General features: G+C 54.1%; 18 protein-coding genes, 1 other RNA gene and 1 pseudogene. 7 read left to right on the plus strand and 13 right to left on the minus strand.

Annotation, left to right across the window (positions count from 1 at the left end; translation table 11 throughout):
- Positions 1 to 17 precede the first annotated feature (17 nt).
- Positions 18 to 893 (minus strand): BrxR family helix-turn-helix transcriptional regulator, encoded by an 876-nt coding sequence (locus tag BKX96_RS00100; protein WP_057025046.1) that lies wholly within the window; start codon positions 891 to 893, stop codon positions 18 to 20.
- A gap of 119 nt (positions 894 to 1,012) precedes the next feature.
- On the opposite strand from BKX96_RS00100, the gene BKX96_RS00105 reads away from it, so the two are divergent.
- From BKX96_RS00105 to BKX96_RS00125, 4 genes are all read left to right on the plus strand, one after another.
- Positions 1,013 to 1,270, plus strand: a complete 258-nt coding sequence (locus BKX96_RS00105) for a hypothetical protein (protein WP_057025045.1) — start codon at positions 1,013 to 1,015, stop codon at positions 1,268 to 1,270.
- A gap of 10 nt (positions 1,271 to 1,280) precedes the next feature.
- Positions 1,281 to 2,333 carry an ADP-ribosylglycohydrolase family protein gene (locus tag BKX96_RS00110; RefSeq protein WP_057025044.1) on the plus strand — a complete coding sequence of 351 codons (1,053 nt, stop codon included), beginning with the start codon at positions 1,281 to 1,283 and terminating at the stop codon, positions 2,331 to 2,333.
- A gap of 370 nt (positions 2,334 to 2,703) precedes the next feature.
- A complete protein-coding gene (locus BKX96_RS00120; protein ID WP_231988999.1) occupies positions 2,704 to 3,957 on the plus strand; it encodes a DUF1269 domain-containing protein in 1,254 nt (417 codons plus the stop codon).
- Between the two features lie 9 nt (positions 3,958 to 3,966).
- Positions 3,967 to 6,510 (plus strand): AAA family ATPase, encoded by a 2,544-nt coding sequence (locus tag BKX96_RS00125; protein WP_082240434.1) that lies wholly within the window; start codon positions 3,967 to 3,969, stop codon positions 6,508 to 6,510.
- A 61-nt stretch (positions 6,511 to 6,571) separates the two neighbouring features.
- On the opposite strand, the gene BKX96_RS32755 is transcribed toward BKX96_RS00125, so the two are convergent.
- The 5 genes from BKX96_RS32755 to BKX96_RS00145 form a co-directional block, all read right to left on the minus strand.
- Positions 6,572 to 6,727, minus strand: coding sequence for a hypothetical protein (locus BKX96_RS32755; RefSeq protein WP_156786506.1), 156 nt, complete (start codon positions 6,725 to 6,727; stop codon positions 6,572 to 6,574).
- A 322-nt stretch (positions 6,728 to 7,049) separates the two neighbouring features.
- Positions 7,050 to 8,051 carry a restriction endonuclease gene (locus tag BKX96_RS00130; protein WP_077182413.1) on the minus strand — a complete coding sequence of 334 codons (1,002 nt, stop codon included), beginning with the start codon at positions 8,049 to 8,051 and terminating at the stop codon, positions 7,050 to 7,052.
- 83 nt (positions 8,052 to 8,134) lie between these two features.
- Positions 8,135 to 8,755 carry a hypothetical protein gene (locus tag BKX96_RS00135; protein WP_057025041.1) on the minus strand — a complete coding sequence of 207 codons (621 nt, stop codon included), beginning with the start codon at positions 8,753 to 8,755 and terminating at the stop codon, positions 8,135 to 8,137.
- Positions 8,756 to 8,869: 114 nt separating this feature from the next.
- Complete coding sequence (locus tag BKX96_RS00140) at positions 8,870 to 10,765, minus strand: tetratricopeptide repeat protein (protein WP_077182414.1); 1,896 nt, start codon at positions 10,763 to 10,765, stop codon at positions 8,870 to 8,872.
- A complete protein-coding gene (locus BKX96_RS00145) occupies positions 10,762 to 13,587 on the minus strand; it encodes an ATP-dependent DNA helicase (protein ID WP_057025039.1) in 2,826 nt (941 codons plus the stop codon). The genes BKX96_RS00140 and BKX96_RS00145 overlap by 4 nt, the downstream gene beginning before the upstream one ends.
- Positions 13,588 to 13,911: 324 nt before the next feature.
- Here BKX96_RS00145 and BKX96_RS00150 point away from each other — a divergent pair.
- Positions 13,912 to 14,276: pseudogene (locus tag BKX96_RS00150) on the plus strand (IS66 family transposase); the annotation flags it as partial.
- A gap of 211 nt (positions 14,277 to 14,487) precedes the next feature.
- Here BKX96_RS00150 and BKX96_RS00155 read toward each other — a convergent pair.
- The 4 genes from BKX96_RS00155 to BKX96_RS00170 are packed head-to-tail and all read right to left on the minus strand — an operon-like array spanning position 14,488 to position 19,426.
- Positions 14,488 to 14,826: a YkvA family protein gene (locus BKX96_RS00155; RefSeq protein WP_057025037.1), complete on the minus strand. Its 339-nt coding sequence runs from the start codon at positions 14,824 to 14,826 to the stop codon at positions 14,488 to 14,490.
- Between the two features lie 7 nt (positions 14,827 to 14,833).
- Positions 14,834 to 15,511, minus strand: a complete 678-nt coding sequence (locus BKX96_RS00160; protein ID WP_057025036.1) for a cysteine peptidase family C39 domain-containing protein — start codon at positions 15,509 to 15,511, stop codon at positions 14,834 to 14,836.
- Between the two features lie 7 nt (positions 15,512 to 15,518).
- Entirely contained in the window at positions 15,519 to 17,225 is a 1,707-nt protein-coding gene (locus BKX96_RS00165) for a LeoA/HP0731 family dynamin-like GTPase (protein WP_057025035.1), read from the minus strand.
- Positions 17,226 to 17,236: 11 nt separating this feature from the next.
- Complete coding sequence (locus tag BKX96_RS00170; RefSeq protein ID WP_077182415.1) at positions 17,237 to 19,426, minus strand: coiled-coil domain-containing protein; 2,190 nt, start codon at positions 19,424 to 19,426, stop codon at positions 17,237 to 17,239.
- 834 nt (positions 19,427 to 20,260) lie between these two features.
- Between BKX96_RS00170 and BKX96_RS00180 the strand changes: the two genes are divergently transcribed.
- Both BKX96_RS00180 and BKX96_RS00185 read left to right on the plus strand, forming a co-directional pair.
- A complete protein-coding gene (locus BKX96_RS00180) occupies positions 20,261 to 21,424 on the plus strand; it encodes a dsDNA nuclease domain-containing protein (protein ID WP_179092116.1) in 1,164 nt (387 codons plus the stop codon).
- 96 nt (positions 21,425 to 21,520) lie between these two features.
- Positions 21,521 to 23,188 (plus strand): hypothetical protein, encoded by a 1,668-nt coding sequence (locus BKX96_RS00185; protein ID WP_231988998.1) that lies wholly within the window; start codon positions 21,521 to 21,523, stop codon positions 23,186 to 23,188.
- Positions 23,189 to 23,238: 50 nt separating this feature from the next.
- On the opposite strand, the gene BKX96_RS00190 is transcribed toward BKX96_RS00185, so the two are convergent.
- The 3 genes from BKX96_RS00190 to BKX96_RS00200 form a co-directional block, all read right to left on the minus strand.
- Positions 23,239 to 24,495: an integrase domain-containing protein gene (locus tag BKX96_RS00190; protein ID WP_057025031.1), complete on the minus strand. Its 1,257-nt coding sequence runs from the start codon at positions 24,493 to 24,495 to the stop codon at positions 23,239 to 23,241.
- Between the two features lie 184 nt (positions 24,496 to 24,679).
- Positions 24,680 to 25,076: a transfer-messenger RNA gene (ssrA, locus tag BKX96_RS00195) on the minus strand.
- 95 nt (positions 25,077 to 25,171) lie between these two features.
- The gene (locus BKX96_RS00200; protein ID WP_046820641.1) at positions 25,172 to 25,447 is read right to left on the minus strand and encodes a PA2433 domain-containing protein; all 276 of its coding nucleotides are present in this window, start codon (positions 25,445 to 25,447) and stop codon (positions 25,172 to 25,174) included.
- Positions 25,448 to 25,636: the final 189 nt, after the last annotated feature.

Below are 25,636 nucleotides of genomic sequence, written 5' to 3' on the forward strand. Positions count from 1 at the left end.
GATCAGAGGCTTGAGGATTAGTCATGCATGAGCCAGGGTCGCAGCTCCTTGAGGTTGGTTACCACGATTTGCTGTGCTTCGGGGTTGGTTGCCTGGTTTCTCGGGTCGATCTGATAGCGTTGCAATACATACTTCACCAGAGCCCTGCGACTGGGCACCACTAGCTGGCCATCAATCATGCCGAAGTCGGTTTCGATGATCGACTTCTGCGCCGCGTTCAATCGCCCATCGGCTGTAAAGATGACTGGTATCTCGGTATTCCAGTCTTCATCCAGCTCTCGTGTGTTTTGCGATTCGTCGAGCAAATCCGGCTGACCCCGCAGGCGGCTGAGTACAAAGTCGCGGTACTGGCCGTTCTTCTCGCAGTAAGCCCGCACATGCCAGCGCATACCGGTGTAGACCAGCGTGTGAGGGGCTATGAGGCGAATTTCCACGTTAGGGGTATTGAGCGATACGTACTCGGTTTCCAGGCGCAGGCCATCGCGACAGGCCTTGAGCAATGGGCGCAGGACCTCCGGTCGAATCGGGCGATCCGGGACTTCCAGCACCTTGGTGTGGGCGTAGGCCAGGGCGAGCCCATCAATGTGCGGAGCGCGTTCATTGTTCTGGTAAAGCAGGTGCAAATAGGCGCTGGCGCTGTCGTCGATGAACAGTGGCGTGAAGGTTTTGCTGGGCACGTAGCCTTTTATTTTTTTGTCATATGTAAGATTTTTAGGCGCATGTTCTGTGATGTAGGTGTTGATGTCCTTGGACGCCTGCTGACGGCTGATGCCGAAGCTCTGCATCAAGTGTCCCGTGGTCAACCGGCCCTCCCACCAGGCAACGGTCTCAATCAAACGATAGCGAAGTGCCAGGTCCCAGCGTACCTGTTCGATGGACTGCTTGCGTTTCATACCCTCTCCATGTGCGCGAATACTTTACCTGTATAAGTCTACATTCTAGACCTGTCGTTTAACACTACATATCGTGTGACTGTCTTCAAAATGAATTGAAGTAACGAAAGGAAGTGGACATGAGTATGTCGGAAGCGGTTTCGACAGGTGCATTGCTGATGATGGGAGCAATCCTGCTGGTGCTTCTGCATCAGTGTCTGCGGTTGCATGAGCTCTGGCAGGTGGCTCTGGGCTGCCAGAAGAGTGTGCGCTGGGCGCGGATCTGGGAGATGGAAAACCGCGAACTGCGTTCGGCGTTGCGAGCCGAGAAAGAGCACGTCCAGCAGTTGCAAAGAAAGCTGGTGATTCTGCAGGAATTGATCCCTGCAGAGGGATAAGGAAAAGGACATGAATAGACTCGAACGGATCAAGGGCTGCCTGCTCGGCGGCGCCGTCGGTGATGCGCTAGGCGCCCCAGTGGAGTTTCTTGAGTGGTCTGCAATTGAAGCTAAGTTCGGTCCACAAGGTATCGTTGATTTTGCCCCTGCTTTCGGTACCACCGGCGCCATCACCGACGACACGCAGATGATGCTTTTCACCGCAGAGGGCTTGCTGCGGGCGTTTGTGCGCGGCAGCTCACGAGGGACTTGCCACGTCCCCAGCATTATTCATCATGCGTTGCTGCGCTGGCTGATAACCCAGGACTACCCTACGGCGATGCCGATCGGCGTGGACGGCTGGCTGATCAAGCAATCGGAGCTCTGGTCTCGGCGCGCCCCTGGCACTACTTGCCTAGGTGCACTAAAGGCCAGTCCGCGGCTGGGCGCTGTGGCCGAAAATAACAGCAAAGGTTGTGGCGCCTTGATGCGCGTTGCGCCCTGCGCCTTCTTTGCAAACGCCTTTGACTACGCTGTCCAGTCAGGGCGCCTGACTCACGGACACCCTACGGGCTACCTGGCGGCCGGGCTGTTCGCCGATATTCTCCAGCGCATTGTCGATCGGCAAGACAGCCTGGAACACGCAGTCACTCAGAGCCTGGCCCAATATGGACAAGTGCCCGGTATGGAAGAAATACGGAGCCTCATTGAGCGCGTACTTTTCTACTTTTACGAGGGCTACCAGCCCACTCCGCAACGAATAGGCGAGCTCGGTGGCGGATGGGTCGCCGAAGAAACGCTGGCTATCGGATTGTGGTGTGCCCTGGCAGCGCCTTCGTTCGAAGAGGGCGTTATCACGGCGGTGAATCACAGTGGCGATAGCGACAGTACCGGGCTCATCGCCGGGCACTTGTTGGGTGTTCAGTATGGTGCTGCAGCGATTCCTACTCGGTGGTTCGAACAATTGGAACTGCGCGAAGTAATTGTGCAAATCGCCGAGGACATTGATCGCGTTCCGCGTGAGTACTGTGGGTATGGCGGAGAGTTCGATTTGCAGATCGAGCTGGCGTATCCCGCTGGCTGAGAGCGCTGATGGAGACGACTATGGATAATTTTTAGGAGAGCTGCGATGCCTATAAAGCCCAGGCCATTTACGTTTGTGTGTGGTGAATGTGGTTGGAAGAAAACGGTGGCACCCCGGAGTGATGCACTGGGATCGGGGGAGTGGTTCAAGCAGTGCCCGAAGTGCGGGAGCGAATCGTTGAAGATGCGCGATGCGGGGTGGGTTGAGCGGACGTTAGCAGAGTTGTTTATGCGTCTCTAAGTGCATGTCCAGTGATATCTGGGTGGTGCCTCATGGCAAAAGGCCATTCGTTAGCGAGACCATAGGCACTTTGCCGGGTATCATTTCTTTTTTTTGTCACCCCTTGCTGAACCCCAAAGGACACTCTGCCATGAGCCAATCAGACGGATTTTCTATGACGAACGTTTCCGAGCCGATGCTTAACGATGAAAAAGAGCACGAGCGCCAAGCAGATCTGCTGAGCCAAGTCGCATTCGCTGACTCCGGTAGTGCGCCCAAGGCTGTAGAGGTCATTTGGAGCTTCATTCGTTCCTACGACCAGCATCGCCACGAGGTGCCCCTGGATCAGTGGCTCACGCATGAATTCAACAAGTATCCGCATCTCTGGGAAAACAACGCCGAAGTCGAAAGTGTCGCGAGCACGCTCATCGAGTCGATCACGCGTACCAATCAGCATAAAGAGTCGTTGCAACGACATCTCGACAAGGGGAAAAGCACGGCTAACTGGCTGGCCAAGGAGCTGGAGCAGGACGCTCAGGGCAATCCCGACCTGAATCTGGACGAGTACGCCGGGCATGTGCAGGACATGCTGGAGTCGGCCAACGTATCGCTGATGCAGACACTCAAGCGGGATGTTCGTCACACTACGGTACCAGCCGGCGTCGCCATTGTCGGTACGACAGTCACTACGGAAAAACAACCGACTATCTGGGACGAAAACTCCCGTTTGGCCATTGCCAAGGACATCAACAATCAGGCATTGCTAAATGCGGCGCTGAATGCTTCCTGCCATGGTGCCCGCATCCTCGGGCAGCGCACCTGGAACTGGATGCGTGGCCATGAAAACGCACCGGTCAGTGTCGCCCTGCAGGAATTTTTCGACAGTTCGCTGAAGTCCACCCGGCATATCGGTGCGCAGGTTGCCGTTTCCGGTGGCGTGGTGATTGCTGCCAAAAGCGGTTGGCTGAGTTTTTTCCGCAATACACCAACCGAGGTGATCGCGACTACTACCTATACCGGCCTGGAGCGTTCCAAGGCGTTGTATAAGCTGGGGCAGGGCGACATCCTCGCCGATACCGCAATCAATGCCATCGAGCAGACAACCATGGTGGCGGCTCGCTCGCTGGCGCAAGCAGTCGAACAGAAAGGCACTCAACTTGGCGCCAAATGGGGAGCTGCGTTAGGTTCCGTTTTTGGTCCTGGAGGTACGGCTGTGGGTGGTCTTGTTGGCGGCATTGCCGGTGGTTTAGCAGGGAAGGCGGTGGGCACGCTTATTGAAAAGGGTGGCAGAAAGATTGTCGAGGTTGCCAGCAAGGTTGTTCGGAAAGTGACGGAAACCATTAAAGAGGTTGGCTCGGCCGTAGTAGATAGTATCAAAGGCGCGTTTAACTGGGTTTTTGGCTGAGGCTTTTTCATGAAAAGCAAAAAGAATTTCGAAATCAAGCTGGAAGAGCATTTTCTGGCTGGCGCTCCCGCCATCTATATCCAGTCCGCCGAAGAGGCCCGTGTCGATCAGTTGCTGATCCGACTTCAGGATAAGCTCGGGCTCAAGCGTATCCACGAGTGGAACCTGGGGCATGGTTGGGTCGACTTCGACAACAAGCGCCCACTGAGTAATCTCGAGTCAGGCAAAACCGAGCTGGAACACGCCCTGTTAGCACTGTTGCACGCGGACCTGGAGCAGTCACTGATCCTGATCAAAGGCGCTCGACTCGCTCTAGAACACAACACGCTCGCTATTGCACGCCTCAAGCAGTTGCTGAACCTGATCGAACGTCATCACGCTGGCGAGTGCTCAGTCATTCTGGTCTCGGAGGCGGTGTGTATCCCTGCCCCGATCGAGGCCCAAGTAACCTTGCTCGCCCTACCGCTGCCGGATCGCGAGGAAATCAAGGCCTTGCTGACGCAGGCAGCAGCCCGCGGGCAATTGTCCGTGCCGGAAAATCTGAATGATCAGGTGGTTTCAGGACTGAGTGGACTGACCATCAGCGAAATCGGTCAGTTGCTAAGGATGATGGCCCGGCAGGCCGCGACGCTGGATGAGAGTGCATTAAAGATGATTCTCCACGAGAAGGAACATATTATCGCCAAGAGCGGTGTGCTGGAGATGGTCCCTAGCGTGGTGGAGTTGGGCGATATCGGTGGACTGGAGAACCTGAAACATTGGCTGGAGCAGCGCTCCACCATTATCCGTCGGCTGGACGAGGCCACTAAACGGGGAGTCAAGGCACCCAAAGGGGTGTTGATCGCCGGTATGCCAGGTTGCGGTAAGTCGCTGACAGCCAAGGTCGCAGCCAGCCTGTTCCAGTTGCCCCTGTTGCGTTTGGATATCGGCTCATTGCTTGGTAAGTATGTCGGCGAAAGCGAGCACAATATGCGCCGTGCGCTGAGTATGGCCGAGACCGTTAGCCCCTGCATTCTCTGGGTTGATGAGTTGGAAAAGGCTTTCGTTGGCATGGGCGGCGGTAATGCTTCGGAAGTGACGGCGCGCCTGCTGGGCTACTTCCTAACCTGGATGCAGGAAAAGACCGGGGCGGTGTTCGTTATCGCCACCGCCAATGACATCAGCGCTTTGCCACCGGAGCTGCTGCGCAAAGGGCGTTTCGACGAGATCTTTTATGTGGGCTTTCCCAATGCCGTGGAGCGGGAAAGTATCCTGAAGATCCATTTGGGCAAGTCGAACCAGACATTTGCTGAACTGGAGATGTTGAAGCTCGTAAAACTGTGTCGTGATTACTGCGGTGCTGACATCGAGAATGCGGTCAATGAAGCCTTGGCTAATGCCTTCATTAACGGCAGCGCATTGACTCAGAAATTGCTGGAAGACGCGATCCAGTCCACCATCCCACTGCGCGAAACCCTGCGCGATCAGGTCGGCAAGTACGAAGAGTTGTTCGAAAAACTCAAGTTGCGCCCGGCATCTGAGTATCAGGGGCTCAGTGTGGCACAGATGATCAAGATGGCTGCCGACCCTAACCATGTGAAACGTGAGGAAGTCGCGAGTAACCCGGATTGTCCGGACGATCAGCTAGAGAAGTTGGCAATGGATTCGCAGCGCACAGTGATCAAGGCCGTTTACGAAAACCCGCGTTGTCCCGAGCGCTTGCTGTCGATTCGCATCAATATTCCCCTGAGCAGCCCACAGTACGATCTGGAGCTACTCGAGCTGGCCTGCTTGAACGGCAATGCACCGGAAGATCTGCTGATTCGCCAGATCAATGACGGTACTCTTGCCAAAGAACTGCGCACCAAGCTGGCAAGCCAGGCGAAAGGGACAACTCTTCAGCAGAAGCTGGCAGCCGATAGCGATGCGCTTGTTCGTCAGGGCTTGGCAAGTAATAGGGCACTTCCCGAGCAAGTTCTGGAGAAGTTTGTGTTGGATGACGATGCTGACGTAAGGAGGGCGGTGGGCGGCAACTTGATTCTGCCTGAATCCCTGCAGTTTAAGCTGGCGGTGGATGACAACATTTCGGTTGTCGCTGCCCTGGTTTCTAATCCATCGCTTGGAGCCAATGTAAAACTTCAACTCCTTGAGAAGGGCGCAAGCAAGATCAAGCAGGCATTTGCCAGACGTCCAGAGTTGACGGCGGCAGAACAGCAAATGTTGCTGAAAAATGCCGACAATCCCTTAAAGCTTGTCCTTGCCGCGCACCCGAAACTTGCCGAAGCAATTCAAGTCCAGTTAGCTACTGACTCCAGCTCCAAGGTGCGGATCAACCTTGCCAAAAACTTACAGGTTACCAGCGAGGTTCAGGAAACGTTGGCTAACGATACCAACGCTGATGTGAAGCTCGCTTTACTCGGAAATCCAGCTCTATGCCTAAGCGAGGAAGCCAAGCTGAAACTGGCAAAATTCAAGATAGAAAACAACTCGCCAGCCGCTAGAATGCTCAATATTCATCGTAATTCGGGACTCTTTGGGAACATCGCAGCCACTCTGTACTCAACGGAGAACTAGGAGTGTTCTGAAGCGTTTCTGAATTACCGATTACGAAGAGCGCGAATTTGCGCAACGGCATTTAGCGATAACTTAGTGTTGGTAAATGGCGGTACTCGGCTGCCAATCGTTGGGTCTCATCGATGTCGGTGGCATAGGCAGCATTGAAGGCGATCCACAGAAATACGAATCGCCCGTCGACCACCTCGGCCTGCTCGGCGCGTTGCAGGCAGCTCAAGGAGCGGTGACCCTACACTGGACGGCCTTTTCCGTAAGCTGGACAACATACCGACTGTGTACGGTAGGACGGGACGCGAAATAAGTTCGATGGGAAAAAGGGCCGCTCAGGAATTCCGGGACCTACCGACAGACTTGGGGCTGGAATCTGCGTAATTGCACAGACTTGACCACCCATTTGCACTGCCAGAGACCACCCGTTTGCATTCGACTTGACTAATGAGACCGAGAGAGGTCATCACGCTGACCCCAAACGCAAAATCAAGCCTTTAAGATCTCCCATTCTGGACTGTCGCGCAGTCCAGCACGGATATATTTTCGCATCAAGCACCTTTGTAAATCAGAAGCTCGACCTTGAGTTTGGTCGCCATTTCCAGAGCTGCTGGGGTGAATCCACTAGCGCTATAGACGATGAATCGGGTGCAACCGTAGTAGTGCCCACCTGAGTGCGCCTGCATTACGGCTTCCACACCTACCGTTCCAGCGTAGTTCTTGCATTGGATTCCGATTTTTTCGGTATTCGATTGAGCAAGAATGTCTATGCCAAAATCACCCGTTGCGCTCGTTTCAGACACGGCATAACCGATGACCCGATAAAGCTCAAACACGGCTTTTTCAAGGCTCAATCCCACTGCAGTCGAGCTTGGTTTCACCACAACCTTGGAAGATTGGCTCAGCAAGCGCCCAATAATGACACCCTTGTATGCGATGTATCCTTTATGAGGCTCACCAAACTGGGATTTCATAACCTTCAGTATTTTATCGAAATTCAGCTCACCCGTTGCGTACCGGATATTTTGAGTAGAAAAGACCTGAATAATTGAATCCCGTTTCGGGACTATCGACTGAAGCGCCATCTGGAAGTGACCTATTTCATAACAAAAATCCCTAAAACCTTTTGACATGCGCTCCAGCACATCTTCGGATAAATCACCGTTTCTGTGGAGATTAAAGCTAGCCATATACCACTTAAAGCTTTCAGGCTCAGTATATTTCTCAAAGGTTTCCGCCACATTTTCACTTTCTAGCAACGTCACTAACACATGAAAGCGTTGGGTAATAGTAAGCTCAGAAACGTCGTAATCTAGATATTGCTCTAGGTCAGGCGGTAACTGGCACAATAATGCATATTCAGCCAGTTTCTCTTTAAATTCGGGAAAGCCACTTGTAACGTCAATCCACCATATCGCGTTCCAAATTTTAAAAAACTGTTCAGGTAGAGCGGTAAAATTTTCGGTGATTTCGGATAATTTATCCAAAAATGGTTCGACGTTGATGCATGAAATGCTTTTGGGAATATTTCTGCCGTAAAATTGGTAAGACATTTCAACTTCCTTGAACTGAAAAATCGTCAAAAGCGCGCCAACCACGCCTGCACCGCATCAGCTCTAGTATCACCGAGGGATTTTTATGAGCTTGAAACGAGCTGGATAACGTTGATGTTGTCGGGGTAAGAAGTGGATGTGGCGATGCGGTCCACTTCGATGGTCGTATTATAGTATCGACCCGTCTTGGCATCCTTTCGCTCATTGAGTCCATAGGCATGGTTCGTGTACGAGCAAGCCACAAGGTAAACCGCGGTGTCATCTTCACGTCCAACAATCGCTACCCAATGATCCCCCATCCCACCCTCTTCGAATTCAGCCTTCTCCTTCACACAGAGAATCGCCACCGAGTCAGTGAAATTCATCGTTGCCAGAGACTCAATGTTGGAGGGAGTAACCACCGAGGACACAGCAGATCCATCGGTCATCACCTCGAAGCAGGTAGCGATAAACGCTTGCTTGACCTTGGCGTCTGTCGCGTTCCTGAGCTTCCCGAAGTCACTACCTTCGCCCAGTACGAAATTGTGAAGGGATGGCGTGTTACTAATCACCCGCCTCCAAAAATTTGAGCTCCTGTACGCAAAATCTGAAGCTTTTTCGCTAGGGCTTCTCAGTGCTTTGTACGCATTGAACAGAGAATAAATCAGACACAGCCCATCAAAGTGACCCTGAGCCAAGATCCGTTGAATCGGAGTCGATTTCAAATCTACTTCCTTTCTCTCTATGCCAAATCTGAGGCGCTGGTAGACGCCTCACTCCAACCCCGCATTCCACAACACGACCAACAGCCTCCTGAGGCGCCGCAGCAACGGCACTAGTCATTCTGCGTCAATCGAAACGGCTTTCCACCCCCAGCAAGCCCGCTTCTTGTTGTAGCTCAGCACAGCAGTGCCAGATATTTTCCGGCCATCCTCGACTCCGTGCTCTGTCACAAGCGGGGGCGCAACGAAGATGTCGGTTTCCGTGAAGCCCATGCCATTGGATACGCGGACCTCCTCACAGAATGCCTTTTTGACATGTGCATCTGGCTGTTTGTCGGTCGACCAAGCCTGATGCACACGGAACCCCTGGCCTTTTTTTGACGTGTATCGGGATAGCCTTAGACCTATCGAGTCCCCTTCAACGAAAGAACCGGACAGTTCGGAAAGAGGGATTACACCCTCTATCTCGCGGTCGACGATGAAGTGGAGGACGTGCTTGTCCTTGTTGATGTGGTCGATCACACCTGTTTTTTCCGGAAAAACATCCCAAAGCGTTTCGGATGGCCTGTCTTCCAGCACGAAAATCCTGAACCTCTGATTGTCGTCAAACTCGCCCTTGATCCTGACCGCATTGCCCGGAGCCAGCTTCTTGCGTCCAACCTTGGATTCGGAAATGCTCACCTCTGTCGGGATAGAGGAGGTTTTCAGGAATAACCTCCGCTTCGGCTTGTCCTCTTTGCCTGGAACCGTAAATTTTTCGCCAATGTTGGCATCTTGCCAAGGCAAGTTGCTGAATAGCAGAGTTTCGGCAGCTGCCGCATGAGTCTGATAGAAGGCGCGGTTTGAAGCGCTGGCCTGCGATTCGGCAAACCATGGCTGAGAAGCGAGTTGAGCCGCGGTTTCGGGAATTTTGTGGCCCTCATTCTCCTTGGAGGCGATAACCGTCTCGATTTCGCGCTTGGCGGCAGACAAGTCATTGCATTCCAACATTCGTTGAGCGACTTTGAGCCTGATTTTTCCCGTGAATTTGTCATCGGCGGGGCAGGACAGTGCCTTGCAGTAACAGCCGAGCGCCGCTTGCTGGTCGGTGCGAGAAACGATGTCCCCCAGTAACCCCCAAGCCCAGTAGTCGTTTGCCTTGGCCTTAGCGACTTGGAGCCCGAAGGCTAAGGCCTCGTCATGCGCGCCCAAGGACAAGAGCACCTTCGCTTTATCGAGTTTCAGCCAGATGTTGTCGGGAAATCGCTCGATTGCCGCGTTGATATGGGGAAGCATGTAATTCTGGTCTTCGGCGTTGGTTGAGGCGCTGGCCTCCTTACCTGCCTGCTGGATGACCTTCTCCGCCAAGGACGGGTATTCCTTGCCGTCCTCCGCTCGATAGCGCTCGAAATCCTCCGAGCGCAGATATTCTAGTTTCCACAGGCGCGAAAAACCAAGCATGCTCAATTTGTCCTGCCCTGCGAGTTTCGCGGCAAGTTGAAGTACGCATGCGTGCAGCAGCGAAGGCTTTTCAACATCCAGCTTGAGATAGTCGTGCAGGTTGCGCTTGATGGCTCCGAGGTTAACGCTGTCGGCAGCCATCAACTCCTTGGAGTGCTTGAACAACGCCCATCCAAGGCCAGTCTGGGTTTCCTTGTCGGCGGCGCCGTCGGCCCACACCGTGCGATAAACGACAGCTGCTTGCGCATGCTGGCCATCCTTGCTGAGGGCTTTCGCCTGGCTGATCTGCTGCCCGTGGGAATTGCACAGCGCCAGGGCATTACGAATCCCCTTGGCGAGCACGTCGTCTGAGAGGTCGACTTTGCTGCCTTCCAGTTGATTGCGGTAGTGGGGCAGGTTCTCTTGGTTCCCGCTTTTGGCGTCCCGCTTGATGAGGTCGATCAGGGTCCAGCAGAATGCTTTCCGGTCCCAGTCATCTACTTGCGGTGCCCCCATCAGTTCCAGTGCCATCCGATATGCCTCATCGATCGCACCTTCCTTGCGTTTGGCGAAAACCTCCTTGTTTGTAATCACCCCTGCATTCCTTTTGTAAGAAGTAAGCCGACGTCACCGACCAACGAGCCCGGCGAGCAGGCGCTGATCAGTGGCTGGCACTTCGTGAATTGATCTTTCGCGCTGTACCAGACATCGTAAACGGCGACCGCGCCATCTTTGGCAAAGCTGTATCGCTGGGACCATTGCTGCTCTACAACCTTCTGAACGGCAATGCCGCTCTCACCGCAAAGGCTGAGAACCCTCTCGTGGAAATCGTTCAGGAATGGCTTGGCGAAGCGCATCTCGATAATCGGGGAGTCTGTGCCCGCAAACAGTGGCTTGCCTTTGAGCGGAGCGAGTAGAGCTGCCAACTTGGCGCCCAGGTCCGTAAGGCGGGGGGCAGCGACGCTGGTAACCTTGTTCCTGCTGTTGTAGGCGATGTCTATCCGAGCAAACTCTGCTTCGCGCTTGAAGTGGTAAACCTCTTGGTATTGATTGTGAAACACCTCCTCAATGGCGATGCCCTGGCCGTCGATCAGCTTGCAGACCTCGGCCAGCAGAGAAAGCAGAAACGACGCCGTCGGGGGAATGCCAAATGTGTCGGAGTTCTGCAGAGCAAGGGCCACAGACGTCTGCTGTGGGCTGGCGGGCATGGCAAGAATATCCTTCAGCGGATTCGGGAATTGAAGAAAGTCCAAAGCAGGATTCGAAACGATTTCAATGCGGCTCCACGGTTGCAGGTTCGGCGGGTCGAGCAAATAAAGGTTTTTTGCCGTGCGCGTGATTGCGGTGTAGAACCAGCGGAAATAGTCGGCTGTCAGCTGGCTTTGGTGGCTCTTGGATTTCACAAACACATGATTCCATTCGCTGCCTTGGGCTTTGTGACAGGTGATTGCGTAGCCGAACTTGAGCCTCAGCGCGTTGAAATACGGATCGGTTTTCAGTTTGTGCTTGAACTCGGCGCTGTTCCTCTTAATGCCTTCGTTGCGAATGCAGAAATCCAGATAGAGTGCCTTGTTCTGATCGGACGAGAGGCCAGGCTCCTTGCTGTAGAGCAGATCCTCCAGGATTTTTATCTGGAAAAAACGAGCAACGCCTTCCAGATCTTTGAAGCCTACCACTACATCACGAAACGTCAGCAGAACCGGTGTTTCCTCGAGTTTCCCCGAGTCAGGGACTTTCCTTTTAAGCGTAATGGTTCGTTTCTCCGGGGAGGAAATTACCTGCCGGATCAAGCCGAAATCACCGTTCGAGATGAATATCCCGCAGGCGTCGCTGTTCGAGACGGCCATGACCTTGTCCCCGGGCATAACCTCTGGACAGCCTGGGAAAAAATGCTCTCGGATTTGGCGGTTGTAGTCCCCAACATCGGAGTTTGAGTGCGCGATGACTATGGATTCCCCGTTAATCTTGCCGCCGCAGGACTCGAGATAGCGCAACATCAGATCCTGGTGTTCCACCTTCTGGACGTCGGGATGGTCGAAATCGATCACCAGTTGATTGAAAACCTTGGCTTGCAAAGACTTTCGAATCGGTATTGCGTTTGCGATTACGCCGCTTTCCGATTTTTGCCGAACCACCTCCGACAGTTCGTACCCGGTCGAGCGTGTGTGATGCTTGCGCAATAGGTAATCCGCGTCCAGAGCAGGCGAGAAGCTCATGCCCACCGGTGGCAACTGCGCGTCGTCACCGATGAAAATCACCTTTTTGCTGTGATCGTTGTGGTCTAGGTTCACGAACTTGAGGAAGTCGGCAAGCAGGTATCCCGTCCCGAAACGAAAAAATTCCGCCTCTTGGTAGATATCCGCAATCATGGACGCCTCGTCCACTATGTAGACCGTATCAGCTGAAAGGCTGTTCACCGCCACTTGAGCGTAGAACTTGAACGTCTCGGTTCCGTCCATCCCGGCGTCGCGGTACTCAGAAATGTCGTCGAACGAGTAAATGGTCTTGTGAATCGTGTAAGCGGGTGACTTTGTCTTGCTGGCGATTACTTTTGACGCCTTGCCGGTCGGCGCGGCAAGAACGTAGTTTCGGCCTATCGCGCGAAAATACTCGGTCAGGCCCTTGGTGACGAAGGTTTTGCCGGTGCCCGCGTAGCCTTTGAGGAGGAACACGCTTTCCTCATTGCCGTTGAGGAATCGTTCCAGCCGGTTAATCAGCTCCGCCTGTCCGTCAGTCAGTGAATACCCGGCGAAGGCGTCGTTAGTGCTTATCAGCCTGCGCGTGCGCGCGGATTTGAAATCGATTGTTTCGGTGACCCGCGCGGCCGAGTTTTTGAAATCTCGGAGTTTAGCCTCGTCAAGCGTCTGGTTTAGGGTTGCTATTTCGGCTTGGGCGGCTTTCTCCGCAGCCTCCAATAGGCTCAACTCATCCTTTGCAGCTGCCAACTGTTTAGCAAGGTTTTCTCCTGCCTTGCTCACCTCTGCGAGATGCTCAGAGGGTTTAGTCGGAGCAGTGTAGGGCGGATACTCGTCGAGACATTCCCCGCTGTAGGTCTTGTAAAACCACTGACCGATAAGGTATGCCTCCTCAATCAGTAGAAGGGAAATATCGGCACCCATCGAGTTGCCGTGGGCGGCTTTGTTGCCGAGCATCCGAAGGGCGTGGAGCTTTTGGAGGACGGTGTCGCCGACAACCTCCCGGAAATCCGGCAATTTGAGCTTTTCAAAAAAACCATCTGTCGGTTCGCTCGGAAGTCTCAGCTCTCTGTAGAGAATGCCAACCAGGACTTCAGCGAAGCAGCGCATCTTGATGGCCGCCGTGTGCGGATCTGAAAACACGTAGAATTCGGCAAACGATGCATGCTGATACAGCTGGGGCCAGCGAGCTTTTAGAGGATAAAAATTATTCGAATTCATTTGTTGTATTTATCCACCTACAATCTCGAGGGCATGCAGAATTTTGTACGCACAGGAGACTGCTGTGACAGTTTTGCGGGTAGCAGCTTAGTTAAACTGTTCGCCATCCCCCCATAATCTCACCATTTCGTGGTGTTGGTCTCACCAGCCTGCGGTCACCTACAGAGTCATGTAGCGCTCTGCCTTGTTCTTCAGAAACAAGCCGGCTAATTCGGTTTTTTCTTTGGTGCAGTATGGTGCGAAGCGTAACCTAAAATTATCGAAAGCGTACCGGGAACACACCTTTCGAACTCCAGCATTAAGGGCATGGTGTCCGCGCCGGTGATGAGTACACTGCATGCCTGGATGATCATCCAGCGCTATCTCGTGGCCGAAGGTTCGGCTTTCAGCAGAGTGCTGGACTACAGCCTGAAACGCAGGGCAGCTCTGTTGCGCTACCTCGATGGTGGAGCCGTACTTGTTGATAATAATTGGGCGGCGGACCAAATTCGGCCGTTGGCACTTGGGCGCAAGAACTGGCTCTTTGTAGGTTCGTTGCGCAGCGGTAAACGGGCGGCTGCGCTTATGCTTTTGATCCAGTTTCTCTACTGAATGGACATGATCCGTACGCGTATCTGAAGGATGTTCCCACGCGCCTGCCGACGCAGCTGGTGAGTGAAGTCGACCAGTTGCTGCCGCATACTGGCTAACGGTCTAGTCACGCAAGGTGTGATGGCCGGACGCATGGTGACCGCGCCGTGTAAGGTTGATGTGATGGTTGTCGCGTTCAAGTCGGTGACGCGTCTTGAGGGGCTGGGCTGGTAATCCAGGAGTCTGGGACGCATGGAGTGTCAGATTGTGATGGCCCGGTTTTGTCGATGCTCACTCAAACACAGTCTTGCGTGAGGCATCGCGTTGCGATCAGGAGAACCACTGTTTCAGTGTTTGCTTCGCCCGAGTCACGTGCTCGGCCTTGATGTGGGTCGCGGTTGCGGCCAAAGCCGCGCATAAAACGCCGATGTCGTCGGTGTATCCTACGATTGGAGTGATATCCGGGATGACATCGATCGGCGAGATGAAATATCCCAGCGCTCCATAAATGGTAGTTTTCGCCCACGTTGGGGTATCCGAATCTGTTGCGGCGTAATACATCTTCAGCGCTGGCTCGAGGGCGGCCTCGCCTGCGGATTTTGCATGGCTTTTGATTTTTTCCCAGAAGGAATTGTCCGAGTAGTCCTTTTCAAATGCGTTGTCTGACATGTTTTTATCACTCCTCATTGCATTCGAGCACAACCGCTTCATCAAGCTTGCAGGTGCTGGTATGGCCGTCCATTCCCCAGTGATTACTGCTGTAGATACCGCGCGACACTGACTGGCCCTCTTCAGTGAATACCTCAATCACTGCGTTCCAGAGGGAGGCCCTGGGGGGTTCAGTACTAGGGTCAAGACAGAGCAAATGGGTCAGTTGATATTGACCTTCGTGTTCATAGCCTTGATGGCCCACGACCATCATCCAGTGGCCACTATGCTTCGACCAGCTTACGCCTATCAATGGAATGCCGTTCCTGTCCAGCGCATCGCGTAGTTCGCTGACTAGCTGTTTTTTGCTGCCTGTCACGTGCTCGACTTCAATACCACTTCCACGGAAGTGTTGGGCAAGGCTAGCCAGATCCTCGCCGTTGGTTCCGGAGGAAATCAGCGCGCCATGGGAGATCAGCGCGCTACGAAACTTGCCTTCGCGGCTGCGACCATCCCAGAGATTCATATCAGTGATCTCTTTACGCTCTAGCACGCCGAGTGTGAGCAACGCCATCATCAGCGCGTATGGGCCACAAGCGCCGTCGGCATCGCCCTGGCGCAGATGCACCAGGGCGCCATTCTCTGCGCAAGTTTCGGGGCCCTTTGGGGAAACCATTAACCAGCGGCTTACGCACATCGTGTTCATTATGATCTCAGCCCTCGATCCGGGTGAATTCGGCTTCGATCAATTCCCCGGTTTGGCGCCATTCCCGGAATTGTTCACGTAGCTTTTTCTGCGTATCGATGGCGACCTGAACATCAGCAGCATTGGCATCAAGCGAGGCGTAGTCAGGGAAGAATCGCTCCTCGAACGAGACGTCCTGAATCATGTTCAACAGTTCTTCACGCTGGTTGTTGAAGTTGTCCACCATCTCTGCAATGGCCTGTCTGAACTGATCCTCGCGTTTCTTGCGCTCATAGCTGTCCCAAGCTTCCAGTGCCAGGCCTGCAACCGACAGGATGCCGTTGAGGTTTTTCGCCAGGTTAACCGCGCCCCAAGGCTTGAATTTAAGTGCCTTGCCCAAATCTACGCCGAGGGTCTTGGCTACGCTGACGATGCCGTCTCGGGCAGCCAGAATGGTGCCATTGTTGATCAGGTTGCCTTTGATCACATAGTTCACGCCTTGCTTGCCCAGGTTGATCACGTTGGTGTTGAAGTGATCGATTTCGGAGTCGAAGCTCAGCCGCATGCGGCTGAGCTCCTGGCTCACCCCGTTGAGTTGACGATCGAATTCGTTTTGCAGGCGTGTGGTCACCATGACCCCATCGCGCCCAATCTCGCGCTCGAAGAACTCCTTGAAGGTCTCTTGGGTCAGCCCTTCAGTGCGCATGATCAACCCGGAAAAATAGCGGGTGACAAATTCGCGCAGGCCAATGCGTACCTCACCGATCTGACCCTTGGCACTATCGAGCTGACGACTGAGCGTGCGGCTGACGCCGCTGAGGCGCTCTACTTCTTCGCCCAGGCGTTGGTCGTTTTCCACCGCCACTGGCAACTCTTTGTGCAGCACGTCGAGGATCACGCTCTTTCGCGCTTGCTCGACGATTACCGCAGAGCCGCCGCTGGACTGGATTTTGCCGGCGGTTGCTTGTTGCAGGTTATTGATGTGCGAAAGTGTCTTGAACTGCTCGATCCGCTCGAGCCAGTAATCGGTGCCCATGTCGAACGGATTTGCCGCCACTGCGACGATGCTCAGTGCCGCCACCTCCGCGTCGCTGGCGCCGATGGACTCGCGAAGTCGGCTTTCCACATTGCTGCGTTTGACCTGCAGGTGCTGCGCATAGCTGGCCTCATCCTCCACGTCGGCCACTTCGTCGAAACGGCTCAACACGAAAACGGTGCGCGGCAGCAGGTCGAGCGTGCGGAATAGCCAGTTCAGGTCATCTTTATGGCTGTCCTTGATCGGGTTGGTCGAGTTCATCACGTACAGCACCAGGTGTGCTTCGCTGACGTATTTGCGCGTGATGTCCTTGTACTTCTCCATCGCATTGATATCGGCGTTGAACTGTTCCTTGAAACCGAACAGCCCTGGGGTATCGATCAGCACGAAGTTGTCATCTACTTCGTAGACTTTCACCTCGTTCGATGACTCCTGCTGGCTGATATTCATGCTGGATTTGTCGAGACGCTCCATCCAGGCCGCAGCGATGGACGTCTTGCCTTCAGAGAAACCACCGATCAGGGCAATTTTCAGCTTGTCGTTGGCCAGGTTCTGACTGGCATGTTCGAGCTTGCTCAGCAGTGTCGGGTCGATGTTGACGCCCAGTGCCGTGCCTTTTTCGAGGAACACTCGCAGTTTGTCCAGCAGTGCCAGAGCCTTGTTGTTTTGGTTCAGAAAGAGCTCAAGGGTCGAGTTCATGGTGCAGTTCCTTATGCTTTGAGGTCGCTGGCTATCTTTTTCAGGCCGAGGTGGGCAGCGTCGAGTTTTTGGTTGATGTGCCGTGCCTGCAGGGCGGGTTGCCGAAGAACGGTACGGATTTGTTCGATTTTCTCTTCCAGTGGCGGCAGCGCCTGCGCGAGGGTTTCGCGGAAACTGTCGCGGATCGCCTCGCAAGCGTTTTCGAGGTTGTTGTCGGTGGCTTTGCGCTGTTGGCCTTTCTTGTAGTCACTGTCGAAAAAGCTCCACACGGCCTTTGCGAGACCGACCAGTAGCGTCGCCACGCCAATGGACATCAGCACCCAGCCGGCGGGGTTCCAGAACAACACTGCACCACCGGCCAGGCTGGCCAGCAAGCCTACGACGTTGATCCCGTTGTCGATGTTCACGTTCAGGCTGAAGTCTCCGGCCAGGCGTGCCTTGCCGATCTGTGAGTAGCCGGCCAGCAGGTCTTTGGCATGAGCCTCGAAACGCTGGACGATTTCGCTGACATTCTTCTGGAACTGCTCGACTTGCTTGTCGAGTGCTGTGGGGAGTTTTTCCTGCAGTGCCGACTGCTCACTCTGTAGCGCCTGCTCCAGTGCTTCTTTGAAATCATCATTGCTGATGTCGTCGTCGATGCTGTCGTAAACGCGGTTGCGCACGGCGTCTTCAAACTCGCCGATGGCCTGCTCGCCCGCATTGCTCAGGCGGCTGTTGAGGGACTTAAACGCAATTTGCAACTGGTGACAGGCATTCTCGGCTTCCTCGTGCAGTTTTTTCGCCAACGGAGCGAACTGCGCGACCTGGATGGCTTTCACTTCTGAGCAAACATCGGTTACCGCCAGTTGAACCTTGTTCATGTTCGAGCGGCGTATCTTGGTCTGTACGTTTATGACCAGGTCTCGGGTCAGGTGCCGATAGAACTGCTTGACGCCGGATTTTTCCAGCAGCGCGTCTGGCGCCATGGCATCGAGGAATTTCTTGCGGCTGGTCGCTATCGTGGAGCGTGGTACCAGGCAATCGGCTGCTGCATAGAACGCGGGCAGGGCGCAGAGGGTCATGCTGCGCTGGTAATGCTCGCCCAGCTGCTTGCGCATGATCTGGTCAAGATCATCCAGGCTGGCCTGCTCGTCAGGGCTGATCAATGCGGGTTTTTGCAGGGCCATTGGGTTGGTGATGCGTTTGTTGTAGAGCGTCCAGACTTCCGTCTGCGCACCCAATTGCGCCTTGATTTTTTCCAGAGTACCAGGACAGCCTGCATCACCGGTCTGCGGAGGTGCCGCTTTGGACGTTACGTAGAACACCGCATGGGCACGCTTGACCGCGTTGCTTATCTGCTCGCTGACCTTGCTTTCGTCACCCTCGATGCCGGGAACATCGAGCAACTGAAAGTGCTGCCCTTCTGAATCAAAGGCATACGCTTGGGTTTGGCGGGTGAAGTCAGCGCGGCCATCACCGATGATGCTGCCGTCTTCGAAGGCGGCCAGTTGCTGTAGACCATCCAGTGCCGTTGCATGACGTTGGCAGGTTTCGGCTAGCAGGGACTGAATATCTTCGCTTTGCTGACGTAGCGTGGTCATTTCGGTTTCACGCTGTACGGACAGCACGGAGGAGCCGGCCTGCAACTGCACCAGAGCGATTTCTTCGGGAAGCTTGCGCAGCAGGTTGAGAATGCGCTGGATCAGATTAGCGCTTCGTTTCTGCTCTTCGATACGCGTGCGCAGGGCGTCTTCTTGCAACTGCTGTTCGACTTGGCGCTGGTCATGGCGAGCATCGGTGGCGGCTGTTGCACTTTCGGCCTGAGCCAAGCGGCTTCCCAGCGACTCGATTTCGGTTTCCAGTGCCTGCAACGCCGCTTCGCTCAGCCCCGACTGCTGCTGCAAGGCGAGGAAGCGCTGACGTTGCTCACGTTTGGTGTTTTCCCTGAGCAAGATGCGCAAGGTTTCGATCAGCGTAGACTTGCCAGCGTTGGTTTCGCCATAGAACGCAACGGTGAAGGTCTTGTGTTCAGCGTTGTCCTTTAACTCGTTAATTGCCTTGGTCAGCGCCTGTTCGATTTCCTGCAGTTTGCTCTGCGCCTCTGCTTGGGCCGAGGCTAGGCTTGGATCGTCGGCACCCCGTGCCAAGGCTTTGAGCAAGGTGCTGATGTGATCGATAAGTTTAAGATAGAGGCCTTCGGAGAGGTCTTCAGCTGCAGTCATGGTGTCTTCCTATCTGACTAAATGGGCTCGATTTTCTGCAGCGATCTGTTGGCTATCCAAATTCATGGGCTGCGCAAGTTGTGTTCAGGCAGGGGCACCCAATCAGCGTGGCAAACTGAGGGCAAGTAAGGAGGCGTAGTGCGGGCAGGTTGAGCACCTTATCGTCCTTGCTAGCTCAGTGGATCACCCGCGTCATTGGTACAATGCTGGCATCTGGACATCGGCCGTCAGAGAAAAAACTTTAACGTGGTGGCGAGCACTTATTTCGAAGAGTTGGAATCCAGGCGCATGTTGCATATCGCTCAGACCTCGGCGCAGTGCACGGCATGAGCTCAACGAACGGCTAAAGAAGGTATGTCTACTTACCTCTGTAGCCGTATAGCCAGAACGTGGTGTTCGAGCGACTCGCCCAGTTGGGCGCTGCGCGCACAGCCGCCGACATCGCCGATGAGCTCACCATCCGGCCCACTTGCTAGAGTTGCGCTGAAGCCCCGAGCGGCACCGCCGACGGTACCAATGGTCGCGCCTATTTTTATGGTCGTTCAGAGTGAAGCAATTTTGCTGGCGTTACAGAGAGGGCATTGCATTTACATTGGGAGCTCAATGACGTGGTTATCATGGCGGTGATGTAGCACTGAGTATTTTTCCAAAAGATTGGCAAGTGATTATTTTGTACGAGTCGCCTTAATAAAGGCAGTCGTGCGAAATGGCCTATGTCAGCCTCATCATCCTTGGAAGAGGTAAGGCAATGCCTAATACCTTTACAGTCCTCAAAATGTGATTGATGATTGCAGCGTGCCATCCTTGGTGGCGAAAGTGCATAGGGAGGATGCCTTGTCCATATCGGCTGGTGCCGCAGAGTTACTTCTCGTCGCGAACAAACCAGGTCTCACTGAGACAGGTGGAGGGCATGGTGCTAAGGGCGTGGACTTTCAGCGCTGGTGGGCGGTGCTCCGAATGGTGGAAATGGAGCGGGCGAACGAACCGGACTTCTTGCTCCTTTTCGAGACAGTGCAAGATGTCACGGAACTAAACTCAGTAAATACTCCTACGCGCGCTCGTGTTTATCAGGTGAAAAAGAAGGACCGTGGAGAGTGGACGTGGTCCGTTCTCACTGGGACAACGGCGCCTCCTAAGAAAAAGAGCTCGACAACTGCATCAAAGGCAGTAACACCCACATTTACAAAGGTCAGTGACAGTGCACTAGGAAAGCTTCAGCTCAGTCTTGCAGCCTTCAATAAACTGCCCGTCGAGGCCTACTTCATTTCAAATGCTGGATGTGACATTCCCCTCGCTGCCGGAGGAAATGCTGCAACGTCAATGCCTTGCTCACTGGCAGATTTCGCCCCTGAGCATTCGCAATTGTTGGCTCAAGCTCTGCATTCGCTTAGTGCTGATGGCTCACCTGTTCCAGACTTGACGAAGCTCAAACTGAAGAGAGTCGCCATCCACCCTGATGAGCCCAGCAGTTACGTCATCAAGTCCGCTCTGGAGCTATTGACGCAGCGGAGCCCTCCTCATGCGGGCCAAGCCGCATCGTTCGTAGAATCCCTCGTTACTAAGATTTCTCCTCTAGGTCGCCACACTGATACTTGCTCATCTTTCGGCGATCTCGTTAAGCAGCGAGGGTTCGCAAGGCACGAGTTTATCTCTGCGCTGGGTGCGCTCGAGACCATTCCAGATCACTCTGCATATCTGAATGACTGGCTCACGCAACTGCAGAGCGAAGGAATGGATTTCATGGTGGTGACTGCAATGCGTGCGGAGGCGGCCCGAGTTGTGCGTGAGCAACTCACAGGCGCGACGCTGCCTGTTGTTCAATCTCTTCATGATTTTTGTGATGTCTGGCTCGACGCCAATGCGCGCGGGTTGGGCCTGCGACCGTATTTCGAGGCGGGGTTAGCTGCGCTGAGACAGGATTTCAGCAGCTTTCGTGATGCCGAACTTCTAGCGCGCTTTGCGATGAGGGCTATTAAGAAATGCGTGGACCCGAACTGAGATTCCTCGTTCGTAGCTTGAGAACTAAGAACTATGAAAAGCTTCCGATTCGAAAACATCTGGCTGCTCTCGCATCGCGACAGGAAGGCGAGGCACGTGAACTTCCACCCGAAGAAGAATTTGTTGAGGGGGAGGAATCACACGGGCAAGACGAGTCTGATTCGCAGTCTCTTTGAGACTCTTGGTGCCAAGCCTCAGGGGAAGCTGGAATCATGGGACGACAACACGGCATCACTCCTTGAATTCTCTATCGACGGGCGTCACTTCTTCGCGCTTCACCAGAACGGGCGGCGTGCGTTGTTCAACATCAATCGAGAGATGATTGTCGCCACCTCGAAATTTGGAGAGTGGTCTCAGGCCTTCTGTGACGTCACTGATTTCAACCTAGTGTTCACTGACAAGAAGGAGTCAGAGATTCGGCCGGCGGACCCTGCGTGCTTCTTCTTGCCTTTCTATGTAAATCAGGACGGCAGTTGGCAGTCTGAGTGGAACACCTTTGGCGGGCTCAAAAGATTCAGCTCCCCCTGGAGCGCCATTCTGGAGTACTTCACTGGTGTGTGTCCGCCTGAGTACTACCGTGCTAGAGCAGAGAGGGTTCAAGAGTCCAAGGTTCTTGAGGAGCATCGGCGCGAGTACAAACTCCTTGAACGTACTATAGAGCGCTTTAGCCGTACGCTGCCCTTATCCGGTCCCAAGCTCAACCCTGAGAACTTTGCAGATGAGATCGATCTGCTGACCCAAGAGGTCAATGAGCTGAATCAGCGGCAGGAGATGCTACGAAGTGCTGCTGTCCGCGAGCAAGACTTGCTTTCCAGTTTGGAGCAACAGATTCGGCTGGCCGATGATGCTCTCGCGGCTTATGACCACGATGCCAAGTATCTGCGCACTGGAGATTCTGAGCCGCTGGTTTGCCCAACTTGCAACGCCGAGCACACCAAGTCATTCCTAGATCTGCTCAATTTCGCTGAGGACGCGCGTGTACTACGTGAACTCGCTGGACGCCTTAGGGATGACGCAAACGAAGTACGGCATCGATGCAGAACCGCGTTGGCCGAACTCAGCACACTTAACGAGAACTATCAGCGCATCTCCACGTTGTTGGGTACGAGCAAAGGCGAGCTCAAGTTCCAGGACGTCGTTGGTAGCATGGGCGCAGAAAGTGCGTTCGCGGCGTTCGAAGCCGAGCGTAAGCTGCTGCAAGAGGCGATCAACAAGGCTCTAGGTGCGGTCGATTCATTAGATGAAAAGATGAAGTCGCTGCGCGCCGTGAAAAGAACGCGGGCGATCTTGGAAGACTTCAGATCCTACTACGTGACCGGTCGTGTTGCGCTGCAGCTCCCCCCTGTGGACGCATCAAAGATGAAGCTCACCAGCCGTCCAGACCTATCCGGAAGCGGCGGACCTCGGTCGATTTTGGCCTACTACGCCGCATTGTGGCGAACGTGCCAAGGTGTGACCGGTACGTACGATATACCAGTCGTCATTGACTCGCCGAACCAGCAGGCTCAAGACGATATTAATCTTCCCGCTGTGCTTCAGTTCATCGCTAAAGAGTTGCCGGAGGACATGCAGCTAATTGTTGGACTGGAGACTCCAACGGACTTCCCCTTCGATAGAGAGATACACTTGGACGTGAAGTACTCGATGCTTCGTGAAGACTACTGGGACGAGGCGGAGCGCATCATTGAGCCACTGCTCAAGAAGATGTACGCAACGATGAAATCCGATGTCGAGGAGTCCAGCGACGATGTGTCGGAGCAATGACGTTCTCTCTATCCGAGAACCATGGGTTTTGTCCGACACCGGGCCGTAGATCAACGTATCGACACGACTTTTCTGTCCCTGTTTTCCTTGATTGCTGACACTGAGAGGTTGCCGGTGGCCGCTTCCTGGATGTGCTCGCTCCACCACTTCATCATTGGGCGTCTGCGCTCTATGTAGTCCGCTCGGTTATAGGCGCTGCGTACCTCGTCTTTATCGACGTGGGCAAGCGCAACCTCGATCAACTCAGGATCACAGCCCTGCTCGTTGAGGATGGTGCTCGCCATTGATCGCATGCCATGACTTACCAAACGCCCTTCGAAACCCATACGCTTTAGCGCCATGTTAGCGGTCTGGCTGTTGCAGTGAGTGCGAGGGTTCCGGTCTGCAGGAAAAACGTATTCCCTGTTTCCACTGTAGGGCTTGATGGCCTCTAGGAGTGCCAGAGACTGCTCCGTGAGAGGGATAATGTGTATGCGACGTTTCTTCATGCGCTCCGCTGGGATCGTCCAGATTTTCTTCTCGAAGTCGATGTCAGCCCAGCGAGTGGTGGCGGCCTCTGCGGGTCGGGTCATCGTATGGAGCTGCCATTCGATTAGGCAGCGAGTTGTTCTTTTAATGCTGGCGTTGGCAATTGCCACCATGAGCTCATTTAGCTCATCGGGCGGCAGTGCCGCCATATTTTTCTTTTTTGGTTTCTTAAAGACCGAGCGAATCCCGCTAAGGGGGTTAGCATGGATGAGCCCATAATTCACCCCATAAGTCATTATCTCGTTGAGGCGCTGGGTCAGCCGTTTAACAGTCTCCAAACTACCTTTGGTCTCAAGAGGTCTGAGCAAATTGATGACCTTAGGGGCGCTGATTGCGGAAATTGGGGTTGAGCCCATGTCCGGGAAGATGTGGAGCGTGAGCGAGCGCCAAATATCTTCAGCGTAGGCAGTTGTCACTGAGTCTTTCTTTAGTTCAAACCATGCCGTCGCCACGTTTTGAAACGTGTGCTCTGTCGCGGCTTTTTTCACTTGGCGATCAGCATCGCGCTGCTCTTTCGGATCTAGTCCCTGGGCGACAAGCTCCCTAGCCTCAACTGTCCGTTTGCGGGCTTGGGCCAGGCTGATCTCGGGAAAGGTACCTAATCCCATATTGATCCGTTTTTTGGTCACGGGATGGATATAGTTGAAATTCCATAGCCTTGAGCCATTGACTCTCACTCGCATTTGGAGGCCGTTGCCATCCGTGAGTGTGTAGTCCTTTTCCTTAGGCTTGGCGGCTTTGACTTTCATGTCTGAAAGGCGCGTGGCTTGGGCGCACATGGTGTATCCCAATGCTGTTTGTGTATTCCAAAAATTACCAGCTGAGAGCTTGGAATACCACTTGGAATACACGTTTGCATGGATGTCTATGGACGCTGATAGATCATGATGGCGCTGAAGGCCCCATGTTTGCTGGGTTTAAGGCACAAAAAAAGACGTCCTTGGACGTCTTTAGATGTTTGATTGGTGGAGCCGGGGGGATTTGAACCCCCGTCCGCCAGTACTCCGCTGTCGGTACTACATGCGTAGCCGTGTCTATTAAGTTAACCCTCAGCGACCCGACGGGCAGGGTGCTTTGGGCGAGTTGTGTAAGTTTTAGCCGCTTCGTCCACAACGTACTGCACGGCGATTCTGTTCTATATGACAATCACTTTGGGTTTACAGACATCCCCTGGTGATTGCTGGACCCGAAGGTACCAGAAGCTCAGGGCTAAGGCTGCTTACGCAGCGAGAGCGAATTCCTGGCCGTAGTTTTCGTCATTGGCAACTATAAGTAGTTGCAACAGTGGATTTACGAGTTCTGTTACCAACTCGGCATGCACCTAAAGTTTCGCAACCGGCGTCGAATCCTAAACGGCCCCGAACTCATTGCTCGTGAATCGTATGAGCAACAAGCAGGTGTAGTCTACGCCAATGTGGCGCGGAAGGCCAACCCGAAGGTTGGCCTTGCCTGTGATCACTTTTTGGTAGGGCTGCGCTGCTGGATTTTCTCCAGCATCTGGCCGGAGATCTCGATGCAGTCCTTGTCGTTACCGGCTGCCTTGGCCTTTTCCGCATCCGCCAGTGCAGTTTTTGCGTTATCCATGGCGCTCTCTGATACGGCAGGCGCGGTGGTGATGGCGTTCTTCAGTTTGGCGATGTTCCCGTCACAAAGATTCTCGTCCGCCGCAAACACCGGCGATGTCAACAGTGCAGCAGAAATGAACAATCCAGCCATTGCAGAGTGCTTCATGGGTATCTCCTTGCGCATGAGGGCTCGGTGCTGCCGGTAGATCGGGCTGCCGTCCGAGGTGGTTATAAGCCCTTATGAAGGGCCTAGCTAAATGACTATAGCCGCGCGCAGGAATTCGGTTATTTTTTGCGAGGTAGTGAAAATGCTGGCGCTTGTCGACGCCTATGAAAAAGGGGTCACGCCAGTGAC

The sequence above is a fragment of the Pseudomonas putida genome, from assembly GCF_001976065.1.
Lineage (GTDB): Bacteria > Pseudomonadota > Gammaproteobacteria > Pseudomonadales > Pseudomonadaceae > Aquipseudomonas > Aquipseudomonas serbica.